Below are 18,911 nucleotides of genomic sequence, written 5' to 3' on the forward strand. Positions count from 1 at the left end.
TCACTCGAAACTCACGTCCAGTTCGACCGGGTCGCGGTCGTCGCGGTAGTCCATCTCCTTGATGTGCCAGAGCGCCGCCAGCGCTTGGTACTTCGGTCGTGCCATCGGGTCGTTCGAGACGGGCACCGGCGCGGGCGTCTCGCCTTTCGCGTAGAGCGCCGCGTTCTTCCCGATGGCCCTGCACGTCTCGGCGTCGATGAGCGGCGCCTGTGGGAACAGTTCGAGGTTGTTCAGGGGCACCAGGTCGCGCTGGTGGATGAGCGTCGTCCCCCGGGTCTGGATACCGATGGAGATCCCCGACCCGCTGAGTTTCGCCCCCCGCAGGCCGATGACGCCGAGGTCGAGGCTGTCGAAGAAGCGCACGATGCGGGCCGTGACGCCCTCCTCCTCGATGCCAGCGAGCATCTCGCGGATCATCTCGGCGTGCTTGACGCCCGCGAGCGTCTCGTCTTTCAGGTCGTTGAACCCCGCGCTGATGGCGATGACCACCTCGTCGGTGTCGGTGCCCTCCTCGGCGGGGCCGCGTTCGGTCAGTACGAGCGTCCGCTCTCGCTGCTGGGTCTGTGCCATGGGTCAGATGTCCTCCGGGTCCACCGCGAAGCGGATGTTCTTCTTCTCCTCCCACTCCTCGCCCTCGAGGCGGTGGCCGGTGCCCGGCCCCTGGTACTCGTTGGGGTCGTTGACGGCGCTGATGACGTTGAAGTCCTCGTCGAACACGGCCGCCGTCTGGATGTAGTCGCCGGCGACGCGGCCCTTGAGAATCCCCAGTAAGTTCTCGGCGATGTCTTCGAAGCCGTTCTGTGCGAGTATCTTCGTCACGTCCGCGCCCGTGACGCCCTCCTCCATCATCTCCCCCGCGGCCTTGATGTCCTCGGCCTGCTTGCGGTCGGGCATGTCCTCGCTGCCGTCGGCGTAGGTGGCGGCCTCCACCTCCTCGTCGGTGATGGGCGGGAAGCCCAGTTCCTCGAAGACGGTCTGGAGTGCGCGCGCCGCCCGGTTGCGGTGTTCGACGACCGTCTCCTCGTCGACGGGTCTCGTCCCCCCCTCGACCTGCAGGTCCCGTTGCATCACGTTGTACTCGTCGAAGTCGTAGGAGTCGAACGTCGACCCGGCGAACATGTTGTCGTAGTTCGGGACGGCGCTGTACCCCGAGAAGATGAAGTCCGTCCCCGCGAGGAACTGGGGCATCATCCGGGCCGTGCGGCGCTTCTCCGAGTGGGTGAACGTCTGATCGTTCCCGGAGGCGACTTCGAGGTCGGCCATCATCGTCACGAGGTTCTCCGCGGCTACCTCCTTGACCCCGCCCGGGACGGACGTTGGGATGGCGATACAGCTGATACCGCCGTTCTGGAGCCCCTGCACGCCACACCCCTTGGTGACGAGGATGCACCGGATTTCGAGGTAGAGCATCGACTTGCCCTCGGCCTGACCCATGTTCAGTTCGGAGCCGGCCCCGGAGGTGTAGCGCATCTTCAGGCCTCGGGAGGCGTACCCCGAGGCGAGGAAGGCCTTCGACCACGGCGTGTCGTCGCCGTCCTTGAACACGTCCTCGGTGCCGTACACCGACACCGTCTCGGCGTAGCCGGTCATCCCGCGCATCCCGAGTTCGAGTTCTGTCGCCTCCTCGACGGCACACTGCGTGATGACGCCGCCCCGGCCACACTGCGCGCCGATCTGCTGGGCGAGCGCCGTCAGCGGGGCCATCCGGGCGACGCCGACGGTGTTCTCCGCCTCGTAGAACCCCCGGAGGGCGGCCTCCGCCGCGTCCGCCGCGATCTGGACCGGGTTGTCCTTGACGCTCGTGACGTGACACTGGTTACCCGGCGTCTGGCGCGTGCGCATCTTTTTCATCGCCATGATTATCTCGGCGATGTCGAGGTGGTTGACCACCTCCGCCAGTTTCGCGGGCGTCATCGCCGTCGAGAGTTCCACTACCTCCGAGCGCGGGACGTTGATGTCCACGAGGTCGCGGGCGAACTCGAGGGAGTCCGTCGCCATGGCCTCCTCCGCCCGTTCGACGTCGATGGCGTAGTCCGCGATGAACCGGTCGATGAAGTCGAACTCGTCGCGCTCCTTCCCGTCCATCTCGACGATGCGCCCGTCCTCGACCTCGATGCTCGGGTCCGGGTCGTTGGGGCTCTCCATCGCGACGAACCCCACCTCGGGCCACTCGTTGACGAAGCCGTCCTCGGTTATCGCCCGTTCGTCGAGGGCCTCGAAGCGTTTCGACCGCCGCGTACCCCCCCTGTCCTCCTCGGCGTCGCTGTGGGGTGTGTTCCCCTCTGTCATTACGGATGCACGCAGGGGAGGACCCCGGATATACTTTCACCGTTTCTACCACTGTTGTAAAAAAGTGAACAATGAATAACGAAAGTGAGCTTGTCATCTCACTATCTGGCACTATTCGGCGTTCCTGTCTATCGTCGGCGGTTCCAGGTCCCCGAACGACGGGTTCAATCGAGGGGCTTCAGCGGCGTCCCCTTCGCCAGGCGCGCCGCGTTCGACCCGAGTTTCCGCGCGGTCGCCGTCGAAACCTCCCGAACGTCGAACAGGGGGTCGTCGTCGGGCAGCTGCTTGTGGTGGACGACGACCCGGTCGCCGAGGACGCTCACGCCGATTTTCAGCGACGACGCCCGCGCCGCCTCGAATGCTACCGACACGCCGTCGCCGGTCGCCCCCGACTCGACGGCCCACGGGACGCCGTCCTCCTCGATGCCGTGTTCGACGTGGGAGACGAGACGCGATTCGTCGCCACACCGGACGAGGATCCGGGGCACGTCGTCGCCCCCGCCGTCGGGTCGCGGGTCGCCTCCCATCAGTCGTCCCCCGCGGCCGCCCGGTCCAGCGAGGCGGTCAGTTCCTCCGGGAGGGCGAAGTCGAGGTAGCCGCCGTCCCCGACGTGCGAGAGGACGAGACCCGTCGCCACGGCGTTTCGTGGGCCCATCTCGCCTCTGACGTTCGCCCGCCCGCAGACGATGCCGTACTCCGCGAGGGCGTCCGAGACCAGTTCGGGTATCTCGAAGTCGAGCGCCGACCGGCCGACCATCACGACGAAGGGGAGGTGCCGGATGCTGTCCGTCGGGGTCACGAGGTTGAGTGCCCGTTCGGCGTTCGTCACGAACACCTTTCGCTTGGCCTCGCGGCGGGTCCGCCGTATCTCCTCGACGGAGGCGTCGGCCGTCACCGGGCGCAACCCGCCCTCGTCCTCGATGAGCACCGTCCGCCCGAACAGCTCGGGGTCCACCGCCTCGTCGAAGAACGTCACCGTCCCGTCCTCCTGTCTGATGCTGAACAGCGTCTCGACCTTCGCGGCGGGGAACTTCTTGATGGCCTCCGCCTGGTCCCGGTCGTCGAGGCCGAGTTCCGAGTCGATGAGCATCGTCACCATGTCGCCGGCCCCCGAGAGATGGATGGAGTCGATGGCGAGGTCCTCGCCCATGTAGGCGGCGTCCGTCGACCCCCCGCCCATGTCGAGAATGGCGACGGGGCGGTCGGTCCCCGGCGTCGTCAGCGACCCGAGGACGGCCATGTTCGCCTCGACGCCCTGGATGAGCACCTCACAGCCCAGCTCCGCCCCGACGCCGTCGGCTATCTGTCGCATCGGGAGGCGCTGGGTCTTGACCATCGCCGCGAGCCCCACTGCGTTCTCCATGCTGTACTCGTCGGCCACCGACCCCTGGACGTTCTGCGGGACGAGAGTGTCGACGGCCATCACGTCGCGTATCTCGATGTCCTCGACGGCCTGTCCGGTCACCTCCGCCATGCTGTCGCGCGCCCGGTTGAGCATCCCGCCGATGTTCGACCCGCTCTCCCCGCGGACGTCCGAGACGGGCCAACTGCGCATCACGGCGTCCATGATGCGGCCGGCCCCCTCGTCGACGGGCACCTCGACGGTGTTGCCCCGTTCGTCGACGATTCGGAGGTCGCCCGCCGGGATGGTCCGCTCCTCGACGTCGCCCTTCGGCGTCTTGACGACCACCGCAGACTTGTTGCCCACCAGCGCCCGCGCGACGGGGATGACCTTCCGGGTCTCCTCGGGCGAGAGGTCGAACGCCGTCGCGATACCGTAGGGGTTCGACAGTTCGTCGATGGTCCGTCCCGTCCGCGATGGGGCCACCTCGACTGCCGCCGGTTGCCCCCGTGGGATGGCCTCCAGACGCGACACCTCGTCGACGATGGGGACGTCGGCGTCGATGCGGTTGTCGATGAGGACCGCGTCGTCGTTCTGGACGACGGCGCCGGCTACCTCGACCCCCGCGTCGGCCCACTCGTTGATGCGCTCGGCGGCGACGGCGAAGTCCACCTCGCCGGGCACGAGGAAGACGAGCGACTCGCCCGGGTCGTAGTCGTCCATGTCCGCCGTGACGTCTACCGTCGTCCCCATCCCAAGGCCCTCCCCGCCGGGCGTCGAGGGGTCGTGGCCGATCATCGTGGACTCCGTGATGACCGTCTCCGTGATGGTCTCCATGGCGACGTCACCGATGACCGGGGCCGCCTCGTTGAGGAGGACACGGTCCACGTCCCGGGCCTCGATGTCGGCCTCCTCGGCCGCCCGTTCGAGCGCCCGCACCACGCCGGGGACGTTCTTCTCCGTCCCTTTCAGTCCCGTCGTCCGGGAGAGACTGGCCGCCACGAACGTCACCGTCCCCTCGTCGTCTCGGCGAACGAGTGCGACTTCGGTGCTGGAGTTTCCGATATCCACACCCGCGATGTACTCCATACCGGTCGGTGTGTCGCAGGCGCGATGAGTGTTCTCCCGTCACACACTGCGGCTCTCCTCGGCGCGGGACGATGCCGACCCCGAACCCACCCGGTGAACCGAGTGTCACGAGCGACGACCCCTCATCAATAAGTCACAATCCTTAATTGAGGTAGCTCATTGGATAGAAATAACACGTGGTCGACCGTCCTGACCCCCACTCGACCGTCAGCGAGGTCGAAGCCCACCGGCTGCCGCCGCGTCTCGCCGCCATCGCGGACCGGTACGACGCGGCCGTCGGGGTCCGGGACCGCTTCCTCTGGAAGTGGTTCCACCACCTCAACCCCGCCTTCCGGCTCTCGTCGGTGGCTCCCGCCCACGAGCGGAAGGTCCGGACCGACAAGAGCCTCCTCACGTTCTACGTGACGCTCCTCGACGACCTGGTCGACGAACGCGACGACCTCGCGACGTTTCAGGAGGCGGCGAAGGTCCCCTTCGACCACTGTCGCGCCGAGGCCGACCGTCGGGGGGTGGACCGCCGGGTGCTGTCGCTCGCCGAGGAGGTGTGGGACGCCTTCGAGCGGTCGGCCCGCTGCGCCCCCCGGTTCGGGGAGTTCGTCGACCTCCTCCGGTACGACCTCCAGCAGGCGGTCAACGCCGTCCGCTACGGCCACATCACCAACCGCTACCCGCAGGGGACGACGCTCCGGGAGTCATACGACTACGCCTCGCACAACATGGCGATGTTCTCCTTCGCGGACGTCGACCTCATGCACTCGCCGTCGTTCGAGCGCCGGGAACTCCGCGGCGTCAGGTCCTGTATCTGGACGGCCCAGCGGATGGCCCGCATCGGCAACTGGGTGAGCACGTGGAAGCGCGAACTCGCCTCCGGCGACCTCACGTCGGGCGTCCTCGTCTGTGCCGCCGAGCAGGACATCGTCTCCGAGGGCGACCTCCAGCGACTCCGCGAGGACCCCGACGAGGCGTTCGTGGCGACCCTCCGCGAGCGAATCGACCGCGAGGCCGTCCCCGCACTGCTCTTAGAGCAGTGGCGGGCGTACTACGAGGAACTGGCGGTGGCCGCCGACCTCGACTCGGTCGACATCGACCGGTTCCGTCGGGGGATGCGCCGGGTGATGCAGTACCACGTCGAGAGCGAGGGCCGCAAGTAACCGCCACGCAGTGGGCTTTATCCCTCACCGGTCCCCCTGTTGGGCCATGGTCGAGGCCATCGAGTCGACGACGCTGTCCGAGCGAGTGGTGCTGCTGGGCGTGACGGAACTGACCGAACGCGGGCAGACGCCCATCCACTCCAGTTCCGTCAAGCGCGCCTGCGTCGACCGCCTCGGCGAGGTGGACGGCGACGTCGTCGGGAGCCTCTCGGAGTCCGACGTGGTCCGGGCGCTCAACCGACTGGAGGGCGAGGGCCTCATCGCCCGCGTCACCGTCGAGGACCCCTCGCCGGTCGGGAAGGGCCGTCCCACCTACGAACTGTCGGCGGACCCCGACCGCGTCCTCGAGACGCTGGCCGAGGACGGCCGGGTCGCCCGTCTCGTCGAGGGCGTTCGCGACGGCGGCGCGTGAGCCTTCCTCTTCAACGCCTTCACGACGTGTGAGCGGGGTTTAAACGCCCGGCGGCCACGCATCTACGTGATGAGTTCGCACGCCGCGTCGGGCGGGGACGGCCACCCCGCCCGGCACCAGCGACCGCCCCGGGACGGGACCGACCGGACCGCCGACTCGACCGCACCATGACCGACGGCGAGTACGACGTCGTCGTCGTCGGCGTCGGCGGCATGGGGAGCGCGACGGTCTACCACCTCGCAGAGCGCGGACTCGACGTGCTCGGTCTGGAGCGATACGACGTGCCCCACGCGATGGGTTCCTCGCACGGTATCACGCGCATCATCCGCCGGGCGTACTACGAACACCCCTCGTACATCCCGCTCATCGAGCGAGCGTACGACCTCTGGGACGACCTGAAGGAGGAGACGGGCCGCCCGGTCATCCACCGGACCGGTTCCATCGACGCCGGCCCCGAGGGGGACGTCGTCTTCGAGGGGTCGCTTCGCTCCTGCGAGGAACACGACATCCCCCACGAGGTGCTGACGGGCGCGGAACTGAACGAGCGCTTCCCCGGCTACGACCTGCCCGAGGACTACCGGGGACTCTACCAGGAGGACGGCGGCTTCGTCGTCCCCGAACAGGCCATCGTCGGCCACACGCGGGCCGCACAGCGTGCCGGCGCGACGGTCCGCGCCCGCGAGCAGGTCCGCGATTGGACCGAGACCCCCGACGGGGGCGTCCGCGTCGAGACGGACAAGGGCACCTACCGCGCCGACAAACTGGTGCTCGCCGCCGGGTCGTGGAACTACAAGCTCACCGACGCACTGGAGGGACTGGCGGTGCCCGAACGGCAGGTGCTCGCGTGGTTCCAGCCCGCGGTGCGCGAGCAGTTCGCCCCCGAAAACTTCCCCGTCTGGAACCTCTCGGTCCCCGAGGGCCGGTTCTACGGGCTCCCGGTGTACGACGTGCCGGGGTTCAAACTCGGGAAGTACCACCACTTCGACGAGCAGGTCGACCCCGACGACTGGAACCGCGACCCGGGTCCAGCCGACGAACGCCTCCTGCGCGACTTCACCGAGAAGTACTTCCCGAACGGCGCGGGGCCGACGATGCGCCTCGCGACGTGCATGTTCACGAACTCGCCGGACGAACACTTCATCCTCGACACCCTGCCCGAGCACCCGCAGGTGGCCGTCGGCGCGGGCTTCTCGGGCCACGGGTTCAAGTTCGCCAGCGTCATCGGGGAGGTGCTCGCGGATCTCGCGGCCGACGGCGAGAGCGACCACCCCATCGACATGTTCTCGCTCGACCGCTTCGAGTAGCCCCCGTCGCACTTCAAGGGCTGTCCCACCCGTCACCAGCGTTTTTATTCCGACACGCCGAGAACAGGGCGTCTCACGGCGCCGACGGCGGCCCGACCACACACCAGCCATGTACGACGACATCCTCGTCCCCACTGACGGCAGCGCCGAGGCGGCGACGGCAACGGAACACGCCATCGAACTCGCGGCGGCGTTCGACGCCACCGTCCACGCCCTCTACGTCATCGACCTCCCGGGGTCGGTGCGCGCCCCGTCCATCCGCGAGGACGAGGTGACGATGCGCCGGGAGTACCGCGAGTACGGCGAGACGGTCACCGAGGAGGTGGCGGACACCGCGAGCGAGGTGGGCGTCGACGCCGTCGGCGTCGTCAGGACCGGGTCGGTCCACGAGGAGATCACCGACTACGCCAAGGACCGCGGGATGGACCTCGTCGTGATGGGGACGGCCTACCGCGGGAAGTTCGGTGCGCTCCTCGGCGGCACCACCGAACGGGTCGTCCGAACGGCCACCGTCCCGGTGACCTCCATCCGGATGGCCGAGGACGCCTGATGCCAGCCGGGGACACGCCGACCGTCGGGCGGGTGCGGTAGATGGCTCCGACGAAGCGGACGCTGGTGATGGGTCTCGCGGCGGCACTGATGGGCGTCGCGGTGCTGTCGATGGCGGCCGGACGGCTGTTCGTCGCGGGCGTCCTCTTCCTCACCGCGAGCATGACGCTGTACGCGGCCGAGACCTACTTCTCGGTGTAGGTGCGGGAGGCGACCGTCACGTCGACCGCACGTTTGTCGTAGCCGAGCCAGACGCTGAGGACGGACGCGACGACGACCAGCAGGACGGGCAGGCCGAACAGCGCGAACAGCGTCGCGCCGAGGAGCGTCACCGACCCGGCCCAGACCGACAGCGCGAGTGCGGCGAGCGCTCCAGTCGTCGCGACGGCGAGTCCGAGTCGGAACGCCGCGTCGGCGTCCGGCCCGGGGGCGTGGTGGAGCGTACTCATTACGGTCGGCGCTAGGGGAACGACCGAAAAGAATGTCTCGGCTTCGTGTGCGTGGTCGCGGGACGTGGTCTCGTCCCCCGCTCAGTCGTCGGAGGGAGAGGACTCCCCGTCGCTCACGTCCACGACGACGTCGCGTCCCGAGCGCTGGACCACCATCCCGTCGTCCGAGGTGATGGACTCGATGCGCTCTCTGAACTCCTCGGACTGCAGTATCTCGCGTTCGTTCCTGAGACCGAGGTAGACGGTGTAGCACATCAACAGTAGGATGATGGCGAACGGGAGCCCCGTCGTGATGGCGGCCGTCTGGAGGGCCTGCAGCCCTCCACCCCAGAGGAGGACGGCGGCGACCGCGCCCTCGGTGACCGCCCAGAAGATGCGCTGGACGCGGGGTACGTCGTGTTTCCCGCCAGAGGTCAGGTGATCGATGACCAGCGACCCCGAGTCCGAGGACGTGATGAAGAACGTCGCCACAAGGAAGATGGCGAGTACCGACGAGAGCGCTCCCAGTGGGAAGTTCGACAGCATGGCGAACATCGCGACGGTCTGGCTCTGTTCTGCCACCGCCGTCGCGATGCCGCCCGCGCCCCGCAGTTCGACGAACAGGGCGCTCCCGCCGAACGTCGCCAGCCAGAGGAACGAGAACAGCGACGGCAGGAACAACACGCCGAGGACGAACTCGCGGACGGTCCGGCCCTTCGAGATGCGCGCGATGAACATGCCGACGAACGGCGACCACGCGATCCACCAGCCCCAGTAGAAGACGGTCCAACTCCCCATCCATCCACCGACGGTGTAGCCGCCGAGCGACTGGCTGCCGCCGACGACGCCCGTGAAGAAACTCAGCGTCGCGATGTTACCGAGGTAGGTGCCGAGGCTCCCGACGAGTGCCCCGAGGATGAAGATGGTCGGCCCGACGAGCAACAGGAAGCCGAGCATCCCGACCATGAGGTAGACGTTGAGCGTGCTGAGACGCTTGACGCCGCCGTCGAGGCCCGCCGCGACGGACGCCGTGGCGACGAGCGTGATGCCGGCGATGAGCAGTATCTGCATGACCGGCGTGTTCGGGACGGCCACGCCGAGGTACTCGCCCCCGACGACCTGTACGCCCTTGTTGATCTGTTTCACGCCGAGGCCGAGCGACGTCGAGAGGCCGAACAGCGTCGCGAACACCGTCACGAGGTCGATGATGTGGCCGGGCCACCCGTAGATGCGTTCGCCGAGGAGCGGCCAGAAGATGGAGCGGAACGTCAGTGGAAGGCCGCGGTTGAACGAGAAGAACGCGAGTCCGAGTCCTACGAGGGCGTATATCGCCCACGGGTGGATACCCCAGTGGAAGAACGTCTGTGCCAGCGAGGCGTCCGCTGCGGCGGCCGTTCCGCCCTCGGCGCTGAAGGTGGGCGGGACGACCATGAACTCGGAGGCATCGCTCCCGAAGTGCCACATGGGTTCGGCGACGCTGAAGAACATCAGGCCGATGCCCATCCCGGCGCTGAACAGCATCGCCATCCACGAGAATCGGCTGAACTCGGGTTCGGCCTCGACGCCGCCCAGCCGTATCTTCCCGTACTTGCTGAACGCGAAGAACAGCACCGTGACGATGAAGATGTTCACAGCGAGGATGTAGAACCAGCCGAACGTCCCGTTGATGAAGTCGAAGACGACGGTGTAGGCGTCGTTCGCCGCCATCAGTTCGCCCTCGGCCGTGCGGAGGCCGAAGACGCTCGAGATACGCTCGAAGAACAGCGTCACGAGGATGAACAGCGCGATGATGGCCCCGGAGATGGGGAACACCTTCGGGTGGATGTCGAAGCCGAACCGCTGGATGTTCGTATCGCCCGGTTCGCGGTCGGACTCGGGGTGGAACAGTTCCACCTGGAGTCCGTCCGACATCTCGCCGGTCGCTTCGTCGCTCTTAGCCATGCGCCGCCCCTCCGTCCGTGCGTGAGTCGTTCATGTGAACTCGTAGCCGCCGGTGCGTACTGGTACTCGAACCGTCGGTCGCCGTGCTGTCCCGCCCGGTTCCGCCGCCGTCTGGGGTCGTATCCTGTGTCATCTCGGCCACCGCGTATGCCTGTTGGGGTTGCGGAGTCGCTCGTCCGCCCGGTTCCGTGACGCCTGCTGTCTATTGTCATATGGCGTCGGATAAGGGTTGACGACAAACGACTGAGGTGTTTATATGGTCGCGCGGCGTGCGGCGCCGGTCGCGCCCGTCTCAGGCGTTGACGTGTCGGACTTCGTAGTTCTGGCTGCGGATGGACCGGATGATGTTGCGCGCGTGGCCCGCCCCGCTGGTCTCGATCTGGAAGACGAGGTACGCCTCGCCCACGTCGAGTTCTGGGGCCGAGCGGTCGTGGCGGATGGTCTGGATGTTGGCGTTGTGACTGCCGATGATGCCCGATACCTCCTCCATCTTGCCGGGTCGGTCGTCGATGCGCACCCGGAGGCGGAGAATCTGCTCGCGTTCGGTCAGCGCGTGGACCAGCACCGTCTGGAGCATCGTCATGTCGAGGTTGCCGCCACAGAGCAGGGGCATGACCGTCTCGCCGGTGACGTCTAGCTGGTCGGAGAGGAGCGCCGCGACGGACGCCGCGCCCGCCCCCTCGACGACCTGTTTCGCCCGCTCCATCAGGAGGAGCACCGCGCGGGCGATGTCGCCGTCCGTGACGGTGACCACCTCGTCGACGTGTTCCTCGATGAGGCCGTAGGTCAGTTGCGAGATACCGCCCGTGGCGATGCCGTCGGCGATGGTGTTCACCGAGTCGAGCGTCTGCGGCCCGCCCTTGTCGAGGCTGTCGGGCACCGTCGCCGCGCCGTCGGCCTGCACGCCGACGATTCTGGTCTCCGGCGAGAGGTGGGCGAACGCCGTGGCGATACCGGAGACGAGACCGCCGCCGCCGATGGGGACGACCACCGTCTCGACGTCCGGGCAGTCCTCGTACATCTCGACGCCGAGGGTGCCCTGCCCGGCGACGATGTCCGGGTCGTCGTAGGCGTGGACGAACTCGGCGTCGCCCTCCTCGACGAGCGACTGGGCGTGGGCCATCGCCTCGCGGAAGTCCTGCCCGACGAGTTCGACCGTCGCGCCGTACCCGCGGGTCGCGTCCACCTTCGCCTGCGGGGCGGCCTTCGGCATCACGATGGTCGACTCCACGCCGAGGGTGGTCGCGGCGAGGGCGACGCCCTGCGCGTGGTTGCCGGCGCTGGCCGCGACGACGGACTCGCAGCCGCCGTCCTCGACGCACTGGCGGATCTTGTTGTACGCGCCGCGGGTCTTGAACGACCCCGTCCACTGGAGGTGCTCCATCTTCAGGTACACCTCGCCGCCAGTCATCCCGTCGAGCGACGTGCTGCGTTCGACAGGGGTGTGTTTGACCACCGACTCGTCGTCGAGGCGTTCCCGGGCCGCCTCGATGTCCTCGAACGCCACCGTCGCGTGGGGTTCGGTGTTCATGGGTGGGCCTCGTCAGCGGAGCATCTTCTCCATGTCGGCGTCGAACAGCGGTTCGTCCCTGACCGTCGCGGGATACTCCTCGCCCTCGTAGCGTATCGTCACCGAACACCCCGCCTCGGCGTACTCGGTCGGCAGGTAGGCGTAGACGATGCCGGCGTCGACGGTGTAGCCGTAGTCCGCCCGCGCGGCGTAGCCCACCACCTCGTCGACGACGACCGGCGCGCCAGTGTCGACCACCTCGCCGGACTCGTCGAGGGTGATGGGGACCAACTGCCGGTCGATGCCCGCCTCCCGCTGGCGTTCGAGGGCCGCCTTCCCCACGAAGTCGGTGTCCATGTCGACGGCGAAGCCGATACCCGCCTCGAAGGGGGTGTACTCGGGCGTGAGGTCCGTCCCCCACAGGCGGTAGCCCTTCTCCATGCTCGCGGAGTCGAGCGCCTTCCACCCCATCGGGACGATGTCGTGGTCGGCCCCGGCCTCCTCGATTTCCTCCCACAGTTGCGCGCCGTACTCCATCGGGGTGTACACCTCCCACCCCAGTTCCCCGGCGTAGGAGAGGCGCAGCATCGTGACGGGGATGCCGTTCAGGTACGTCTCCCGCACCGAGTAGAACGGGAAGGCGTCGTTCGAGAGGCCCGTCTCCACGAGGGGTTGGAGGACATCGCGGGAGTCGGGGCCGAAGACGCCGACGCCGCTCAGCCCCGAGTCGTGGACGGTAATCGAGACGGACCCGTCGTCGGGGGCGTGTTCCCGGACCCACCGCGAGTGGAGGGTCGCGGAGGAGCCACCCCCCGTAAAGAGGAGGAAACGTTCGTCACCCAGTCGGGAGACGGTCAGGTCCGCCAGCACCCCGCCGTCCTCGTTCAGCATGGCGGCGTAGCGCATCTTCCCGGGAGAGACGTCAACGTCGTTCGTGAGGAGTCCCTGCAGGAACTCGCAGGCCCCCTCGCCCGCCACCTCGATGCCGGTGAAGGTGGTCATGTCAACCATCGCGACGCCGTCGCGGACGGCGAGGTGTTCGACGCCCTGCGCCTTCGACCAGCCCTCGCCCCGCCAGCCCTCCCGGTCGGGCACGTCGTACTCGTCGGCCAGTTCCTCGTTGCACTCGTACCACTGGGGCACCTCCCACCCGCCGGAGTCGAAGAACTCGGCGTCGAGATTCTCCTGATGGTGATAGAAGGGACTGCGCCGCAGGCCGCGGTGGTCCCCCGGTTGCTCGCGCGGGTGAATCAGTTGGTAGACTTCGCGGTACTGCTGGCCGCCCCGCGCCCGGGCGTACTCGCGTGCGCCCGCGTGAGACTGGAACCGGCTCACGTGTGCGCCGGTCACGTCGACGGGGTCGCCGTCGAGTCGCGGCGTGCCCTCCGTCATCCACTCGGCGACGACGTTCCCCGCGCCACCCGACTGAGTGACCCAGATGGCGAGCGCCCACCAGAGGCCCTCCGTGTCCTCGGCCTCCCCCAGAACCGGCATCCCGTCGGGGGTGAAGGAGAACATCCCGTTGATGCGGTAGTCGAACTCGCAGTCGCCGAGCGCGGGAACGAGTTCCCGCGCGGCGTCGTAGGCCGACCGGTCGTGGTCGGGGTGGGTGTTCTCGTAGAAGTGCTCCTCGGTGAACTCTCGGACCGAGGGCATCTCTTCGGCCTCTGCCGGGTCCTCGATGTCCTCCGGGTCGACGAGCAGCGGTTCGTGGTTGTACGACCCGATGCCGTAGCACTCGCCGTGCTGCCGGAAGTAGAGGGAGTAGTCCTGGTGGCGGAGGATGGGCTGTTCGAGTTCGCGGTCCGCGCCCGCCAGTTCGTCCAGTTCGTCGGAGACGAGGTACTGGTGGGCGCAGGGCACCAGCGGAACGTCGAAGTCGACCATCTCGCCGAACAGCGGCCCCCAGATGTTCGTGGCGACGAGCACCTCGTCGGCCTCGATACGGCCGGCGTCGGTGACGACGGCCTGCACTTCGCCGCCCTCGCGTTCGATGTCCTCGACGGTGGTGTGGCCGTAGAACTCGGCCGCGCCGCGGTCCATCGCGTGCTGGGCCATCGCCTCGCTGGCGCTCACGGCGTCGGCCTTCCCGTCCGTGGGGACGTAGTAGCCGCCGTGGATGGCCTCGCTGTCGAACTGGGGTATCTCGGCTTCGACCTCCTCGGGCGAGAGGAGTTGGCCGCCCTCGATGCCGTACGATTGCCCCCACTCGCGCTTTCGCTTCAGGAAGTCCATCCGTTCGGGGGTGTAGGCCACCTCGATGCCGCCACACTGCCGGTAGCTGTCGAGTTCCGTGTACAGATCCTGCGTGTACTGGGCCATCCGGCTCATCAGCTTGTTCCCGGCGGTCTGGAAGACGAGACCCGGGGCGTGGGAGGTTGACCCGCCCGTCTCGAACAGCGGTCCCTGGTCGACGACGACGATGTCCTCGCGGCCGCGCTCTGCCAGGTGGTAGGCGGCGCTACAGCCGACGCACCCCGCGCCCACGATGACGGTGCCCGCTTCCGACGGAAGCGTGCGCTCTGCTGTCATGCTACGTGCTGCCCGTCAGTCCCGCATAAGTCACGGGGTGGTTCAGCTAAGCCCTTCATGTACTCCCCTCGAACCCGCCGTCTGCGGGCGGTTCTGACCGATCCGAGCGCCCGCCGACTCGCCGGCACTTATATGCACGTGTCACCTGCGACCAACCCTTTTTCCGTGACATGTGCACCGTTCGCATATGACTCGCTGGAACGACGGGGTCGACGAAGTGAGCACCGTCAGCCCCGACATCACGGAGGAGACGAACGCCCTGCCCAACCGGTACTTCACCGACCCGGAGGTCCACGAGATGGAGAAGGAGAAGGTCTTCGGGGAGTACTGGGTGTACGCGGGCCACGCCAACTGCATCCCCGAGGAGGGTGACTTCTTCACCCGGACCGTCGGTGACCGACAGATAATCGTCCTCCGGGACCACGACGGCGAGGTGACTGCGTTCTACAACGTCTGTGCCCACCGCGGGTCGAAGATGGTCGACGACACGCCGATGAGCGACCCCGGCCACATGAGTCGCATCCGTTGTCCGTACCACCTCTGGACGTACGACCTCGACGGTGACCTCGCGAGCACGCCCAAGAGCTTCGAGGAACCAGGCCTGAACCCGGACCTCGAGGGCGGGGACGTGCGCCCGCCGGACCCGGAACGCAACGGTCTGCTCACCGTCCCCACGGCCACCATCGGCCCGCTGGTGTTCGTGAACTTCTCGGACGACCCGATGCCCTTCGAGGAGCAGGCCGGGAAGATGAAGGAGGAACTGGAGGCGCTCCCGCTCGGCGAGTACGAACACGCCCAGCGCATCGTCTCGGAGGTGGAGTGCAACTGGAAGACCTTCGGCGGGAACTACTCGGAGTGCGACCACTGCCAGGCCAACCACCAGGACTGGATCAAGGGCATCTCGCTCGACGAGTCCGAACTGGAGGTTCAGGACTACCACTGGGTGCTCCACTACACGCACGACGAGGACGTGGACGACGAGATGCGCATCCACGAGGAACACGAGGCGCAGTTCTACTACCTCTGGCCGAACTTCACGGTCAACATGTACGGCACCGCCGACGGCTACGGGACGTACATCATCGACCCGATCGACGAGGGGCGCTTCCAGCTCGTCGCGGACTACTACTTCCGGGACGCCGACCTGACCGGGGAGGAACGGGAGTTCATCCGCACGAGCCGCCAGCTCCAGGAGGAGGACTTCGAACTCGTCGAGCGCCAGTACGAGGGCCAGAAGATGGGTGCGCTCGCGCAGGCGCAACTCGGGCCGAACGAGCACACGGTCCACAAGCTCCATCGGCTGGCACAGGAGGCGTACAACGCCTGATGCGCCCATGAGCCGGAGCCAGCGGGACGCGGAGGCGTTCGTCGTCACCTGCGAGGACTGCGCGGTGGAGACGCGCACCGACGACCCCAACGAGACGGTGGCGTTCTACCGCCGCCACCGGTCGGCGACGGGCCACGACGTGGTCTGGGAAGGGGCGGACGCCGCCGCACTCGACGGACTAGACGTGCCCGCGGATGCGGACCTCGCGGCGGTCGTCCGCGCGCTAGACGGGGCCTACGAGGGCGGCGTCCCGCTGGGCGTCGTCGCCGCCGCGATGGGCGAGCGTGGGGCGACGATGGCCGAGACGTTCGAGGCGGTCCACGACCTCCGGATGACCGGGGGGCTGTACGAACCCCGCGACGACCACCTCCGCCCGTTCTGAGCCGTCGCGTTCACTCCTCGTGCAGGGTCGACTCCACGAGTCGCTCGGTCCCGCGACGGATGCGTCCGCCGACGGCCGTCGGCGAGATGCCGAGTTCCGCCGCGAGTTCCTCCAGCGACGTCTCGCGCGGTTCGCTGAAGTAGCCCCGTTCGTAGGCCGTCGTCAGCGCCACCTTCTGGGCGTCGGTGAGGCCGGTGACGCCGCCGATGGTCCAGTCGTCCTGCCGGTAGAGCTGTCGGAGTTCGAAGGTGATCCCCTCGTCCTTGCAGTACTCCCAGATGTCGGTGAGCGCCGCCCGGTCGGGCAGTTGGAGGCGGACCGACCAGCCGCGCGGTTCGCTCGTCGCCTCCAGCATCAGGCCGCCCACCTCCGCCGTCTTCGGCGCGAGGACCTTCGCCTCGGAGGTGTGACAGATCCGGTAGATGCGTGCCGTCTCGGACTCGGAGACCAGCAGCCACTCGTCGACGGTGTGGTCGTCCGCCAGTGCCGCGTCGAACGCATCGAACCCCTCGTTGTCCGTCTCCACGAGGAAGAAGAACATCCCCGTCTCGGCGTCGGTCCCCGACTGCGGGACGACCTGTATCGCCGCCGACGGCACGGCCTCGATGGTGGGTGCGAGCGCGAGGTCCGGGCCCGTGATACCCACCTCCGCGATGACGTTCATCGGCCCGGCCGTCCCCGTCGTTCGCCCCGACCACCGTGGTCGGGGGACTCGCGGTCGCGACTCCCGGCACGTGCGGCGTCCCGCGGACGACACCGACGGGACGCGCGAGGTGTGTGCATTGCTATCAGTGTGATCTCCACGTCAAGGTAAGTATTGTGTCGCCACTCGCCGGCCACGCCTGACGGCGCGTTCGGCCGCGAGCGCCGGACACAACCTCGGAGGAAATAAATTACACTAGATTAGAAAGAAATATGATCATTGAGTTTGTACGATGAGATGCGGCCGTGCCGGGACCGTCGGGCTGTCACGGGCACCCGTCCCCCCGCTCTGCCACCTCAGGACTCGACGAGCGTCAGCACGTCGTCCGTGTAGGCCAGTTCCGACCCGTCGTAGCGGACGATGGCCTCCCTCCCGACGAACTTCAGGGCGGTGCCGTCGTACTCCACGCCGACGGGCCACGTGACGTCCAGCACGCCGCCGACCACCGAGAGCGCCAGGTGGTCGCTCCCGTAGGCGACCTCCGCACCCTGCTCGACGACGCCCGCCGCCGCTCCGGTCCCGGAGAGTTCCGCCTCGCCGTCCTCGACGCGCACGTCCACCCGCTCGTCCTCGACCGCCACCGCGAGGTCGTACCGGTCGGCGCTCCCGACGAGTCTGACCGTCGCGTCGTCGTCCGCGCTGAACCCGAGAGCGTCGCCGTCGAGGACGACGTGGACTGTACCCCCGTCGAGGACGACGCCGGTGGCGTCGGGACCGAGGAGGGGACCTTCGAACTGTGCCGGTGCCGGTTCCGACGCCCGCGCCGACCCGGCCCCCGCGAGGGCGAACGCCGCCGCGAGGCCGGTGAGGAACGATCGCCGGTGCGTGGACCGTGACATGAGTTACACCTGTGCACGATGATCGGGGGACGCCACGGATAAGTGGTCGAGTGATGTTCAAGTTACCCGGTTACCATCGGTTCACCGTTCGAAGGCCGTGGACGTTCAGACGAACGTGCAAACAGGGTGGGACCACGGGGTGGACGCCAATGGCCCGCTCCCGAATCTGCCGCCTCCGACGGGTCGTTCCGGCGACGGTGTCGCCCGCCGTCGCTACGGTCACTGTCGCTGGTCGGTCGGTCACAGAAAAGGGTCGGCGGTGAGGGTGGGGGCTCAGCGGCGGCGGACCTCGAAGTCGCGGCCGTCCTCGTCCCACTCGAGCGAGACGTCGGCGTTCGAGTAGTCGAGTTCCTCGCCGTCGAAGTCGATGTCGACCTCGTCGTCGGAGTACTCGAAGTCCTCGCCGTCGTACTCGAGGTCGATGTCGCCGGAGATCTCGATCTCCTCGTCGTCGCGTTCGACGGTCAGGTTGTCGGTGGCGAACTCGACTTCCTCCTCGCTGTCGGCCTCGAAGCGGTCGACGTTGCCGTCGACGGTGACTTCGAGTTCCCCGTCGTCGCCCTCGACGTCGACGCGGTCGCCGCCGGATTCGACGGTCAACTCGAAGTCGCCGTCGCTGGACTCGAAGTCGACCTGGGTGCCCCCGTTGTCGACGGTGAGCTCGATGTCGTCGTCACCGTCGCGTTCGAAGCTGACGGTCTCGTCGTCCAGTTCGAGGGCGTCGCCGTCCGTCTCGAACGAGAGTCCGTTGAAGTCGAGTTCGATGTCGTCGCCGTCGCGTTCGTAGTCGATGCCGTCGTCCGCTCTCTGGGCCGCAGCGGTCCCGGGGATGCCGACCGCGAGGGCCGTCAACGTAGAACCGGCGACGAACAGGTAGCGCCTTCTGCTAAAGAGTGCCATATTACTTGCCTCCATACAGTCATTGGCGCGTGTAGCCATATAGTGTCGAGTAACTGAAACGTAATAACGTAACCTCGACCATAGGGGGTAACTGACGGGTGAAACGATGTTTCTCGATTAGAATTTCACGTGTCATTTGGCGCGGACAGATATCGCCTTTCCAGCCCCCCGTCGTCGCCGCCCGGTCGTCGCGTAGCGGTTCCAGAATATGAC

Annotated in this window: 18 protein-coding genes; 7 read left to right on the forward strand and 11 right to left on the reverse strand. The window is 67.5% G+C overall.

What is annotated here, in order from left to right:
• The 4 genes from NKG96_RS03200 to NKG96_RS03215 form a co-directional block, all read right to left on the reverse strand.
• Positions 1–570, reverse strand: coding sequence for a propanediol/glycerol family dehydratase medium subunit (locus NKG96_RS03200; RefSeq protein ID WP_254537013.1), 570 nt, complete (start codon positions 568–570; stop codon positions 1–3).
• A 3-nt stretch (positions 571–573) separates the two neighbouring features.
• Positions 574–2,289, reverse strand: coding sequence for a propanediol/glycerol family dehydratase large subunit (locus NKG96_RS03205; protein WP_254537014.1), 1,716 nt, complete (start codon positions 2,287–2,289; stop codon positions 574–576).
• A 164-nt stretch (positions 2,290–2,453) separates the two neighbouring features.
• Positions 2,454–2,816 carry a glycerol dehydratase reactivase beta/small subunit family protein gene (locus NKG96_RS03210; RefSeq protein ID WP_254537015.1) on the reverse strand — a complete coding sequence of 121 codons (363 nt, stop codon included), beginning with the start codon at positions 2,814–2,816 and terminating at the stop codon, positions 2,454–2,456.
• A complete protein-coding gene (locus NKG96_RS03215; protein WP_254537016.1) occupies positions 2,816–4,720 on the reverse strand; it encodes a diol dehydratase reactivase subunit alpha in 1,905 nt (634 codons plus the stop codon). Before NKG96_RS03215 ends, NKG96_RS03210 begins: the two co-directional genes overlap by 1 nt.
• A gap of 176 nt (positions 4,721–4,896) precedes the next feature.
• Here NKG96_RS03215 and NKG96_RS03220 point away from each other — a divergent pair, with 176 nt between their 5' ends.
• From NKG96_RS03220 to NKG96_RS03240, 5 genes are all read left to right on the forward strand, one after another.
• Entirely contained in the window at positions 4,897–5,871 is a 975-nt protein-coding gene (locus NKG96_RS03220; protein ID WP_254537017.1) for a terpene synthase family protein, read from the forward strand.
• A 46-nt stretch (positions 5,872–5,917) separates the two neighbouring features.
• A complete protein-coding gene (locus NKG96_RS03225; RefSeq protein ID WP_254537018.1) occupies positions 5,918–6,283 on the forward strand; it encodes a Cdc6/Cdc18 family protein in 366 nt (121 codons plus the stop codon).
• A 167-nt stretch (positions 6,284–6,450) separates the two neighbouring features.
• Entirely contained in the window at positions 6,451–7,587 is a 1,137-nt protein-coding gene (gene solA, locus NKG96_RS03230; RefSeq protein ID WP_254537019.1) for an N-methyl-L-tryptophan oxidase, read from the forward strand.
• A gap of 109 nt (positions 7,588–7,696) precedes the next feature.
• On the forward strand, positions 7,697–8,137 hold the full coding sequence (locus tag NKG96_RS03235; RefSeq protein ID WP_254537020.1) for a universal stress protein: 441 nt from the start codon (positions 7,697–7,699) through the stop codon (positions 8,135–8,137).
• Between the two features lie 41 nt (positions 8,138–8,178).
• Positions 8,179–8,337 (forward strand): hypothetical protein, encoded by a 159-nt coding sequence (locus tag NKG96_RS03240; RefSeq protein ID WP_254537021.1) that lies wholly within the window; start codon positions 8,179–8,181, stop codon positions 8,335–8,337.
• On the opposite strand, the gene NKG96_RS03245 is transcribed toward NKG96_RS03240, so the two are convergent.
• The 4 genes from NKG96_RS03245 to NKG96_RS03260 form a co-directional block, all read right to left on the reverse strand.
• Complete coding sequence (locus NKG96_RS03245) at positions 8,322–8,585, reverse strand: hypothetical protein (protein ID WP_254537022.1); 264 nt, start codon at positions 8,583–8,585, stop codon at positions 8,322–8,324. The genes NKG96_RS03240 and NKG96_RS03245 overlap by 16 nt on opposite strands.
• An 81-nt stretch (positions 8,586–8,666) precedes the next feature.
• Positions 8,667–10,505: a BCCT family transporter gene (locus tag NKG96_RS03250; protein ID WP_254537023.1), complete on the reverse strand. Its 1,839-nt coding sequence runs from the start codon at positions 10,503–10,505 to the stop codon at positions 8,667–8,669.
• 292 nt (positions 10,506–10,797) lie between these two features.
• Positions 10,798–12,036 (reverse strand): threonine ammonia-lyase, encoded by a 1,239-nt coding sequence (gene ilvA, locus NKG96_RS03255; protein ID WP_254537024.1) that lies wholly within the window; start codon positions 12,034–12,036, stop codon positions 10,798–10,800.
• 12 nt (positions 12,037–12,048) lie between these two features.
• Positions 12,049–14,547 carry a GcvT family protein gene (locus NKG96_RS03260; protein ID WP_254537025.1) on the reverse strand — a complete coding sequence of 833 codons (2,499 nt, stop codon included), beginning with the start codon at positions 14,545–14,547 and terminating at the stop codon, positions 12,049–12,051.
• Between the two features lie 187 nt (positions 14,548–14,734).
• Between NKG96_RS03260 and NKG96_RS03265 the strand changes: the two genes are divergently transcribed.
• Entirely contained in the window at positions 14,735–15,874 is a 1,140-nt protein-coding gene (locus NKG96_RS03265; RefSeq protein ID WP_254537026.1) for an aromatic ring-hydroxylating oxygenase subunit alpha, read from the forward strand.
• Between the two features lie 7 nt (positions 15,875–15,881).
• Positions 15,882–16,256, forward strand: a complete 375-nt coding sequence (locus NKG96_RS03270) for a hypothetical protein (protein ID WP_254537027.1) — start codon at positions 15,882–15,884, stop codon at positions 16,254–16,256.
• A 10-nt stretch (positions 16,257–16,266) separates the two neighbouring features.
• On the opposite strand, the gene NKG96_RS03275 is transcribed toward NKG96_RS03270, so the two are convergent.
• From NKG96_RS03275 to NKG96_RS03285, 3 genes are all read right to left on the reverse strand, one after another.
• Entirely contained in the window at positions 16,267–16,920 is a 654-nt protein-coding gene (locus tag NKG96_RS03275) for a helix-turn-helix domain-containing protein (RefSeq protein WP_254537028.1), read from the reverse strand.
• A gap of 335 nt (positions 16,921–17,255) precedes the next feature.
• Positions 17,256–17,798, reverse strand: coding sequence for a hypothetical protein (locus NKG96_RS03280; protein ID WP_254537029.1), 543 nt, complete (start codon positions 17,796–17,798; stop codon positions 17,256–17,258).
• Positions 17,799–18,071: 273 nt separating this feature from the next.
• Positions 18,072–18,737 (reverse strand): hypothetical protein, encoded by a 666-nt coding sequence (locus NKG96_RS03285; protein WP_254537030.1) that lies wholly within the window; start codon positions 18,735–18,737, stop codon positions 18,072–18,074.
• Between the last annotated feature and the right edge of the window lie 174 nt (positions 18,738–18,911).

This window comes from Halomarina litorea, from assembly GCF_024227715.1.
GTDB classification, from domain to species: Archaea; Halobacteriota; Halobacteria; order Halobacteriales; family Haloarculaceae; genus Halomarina; species Halomarina litorea.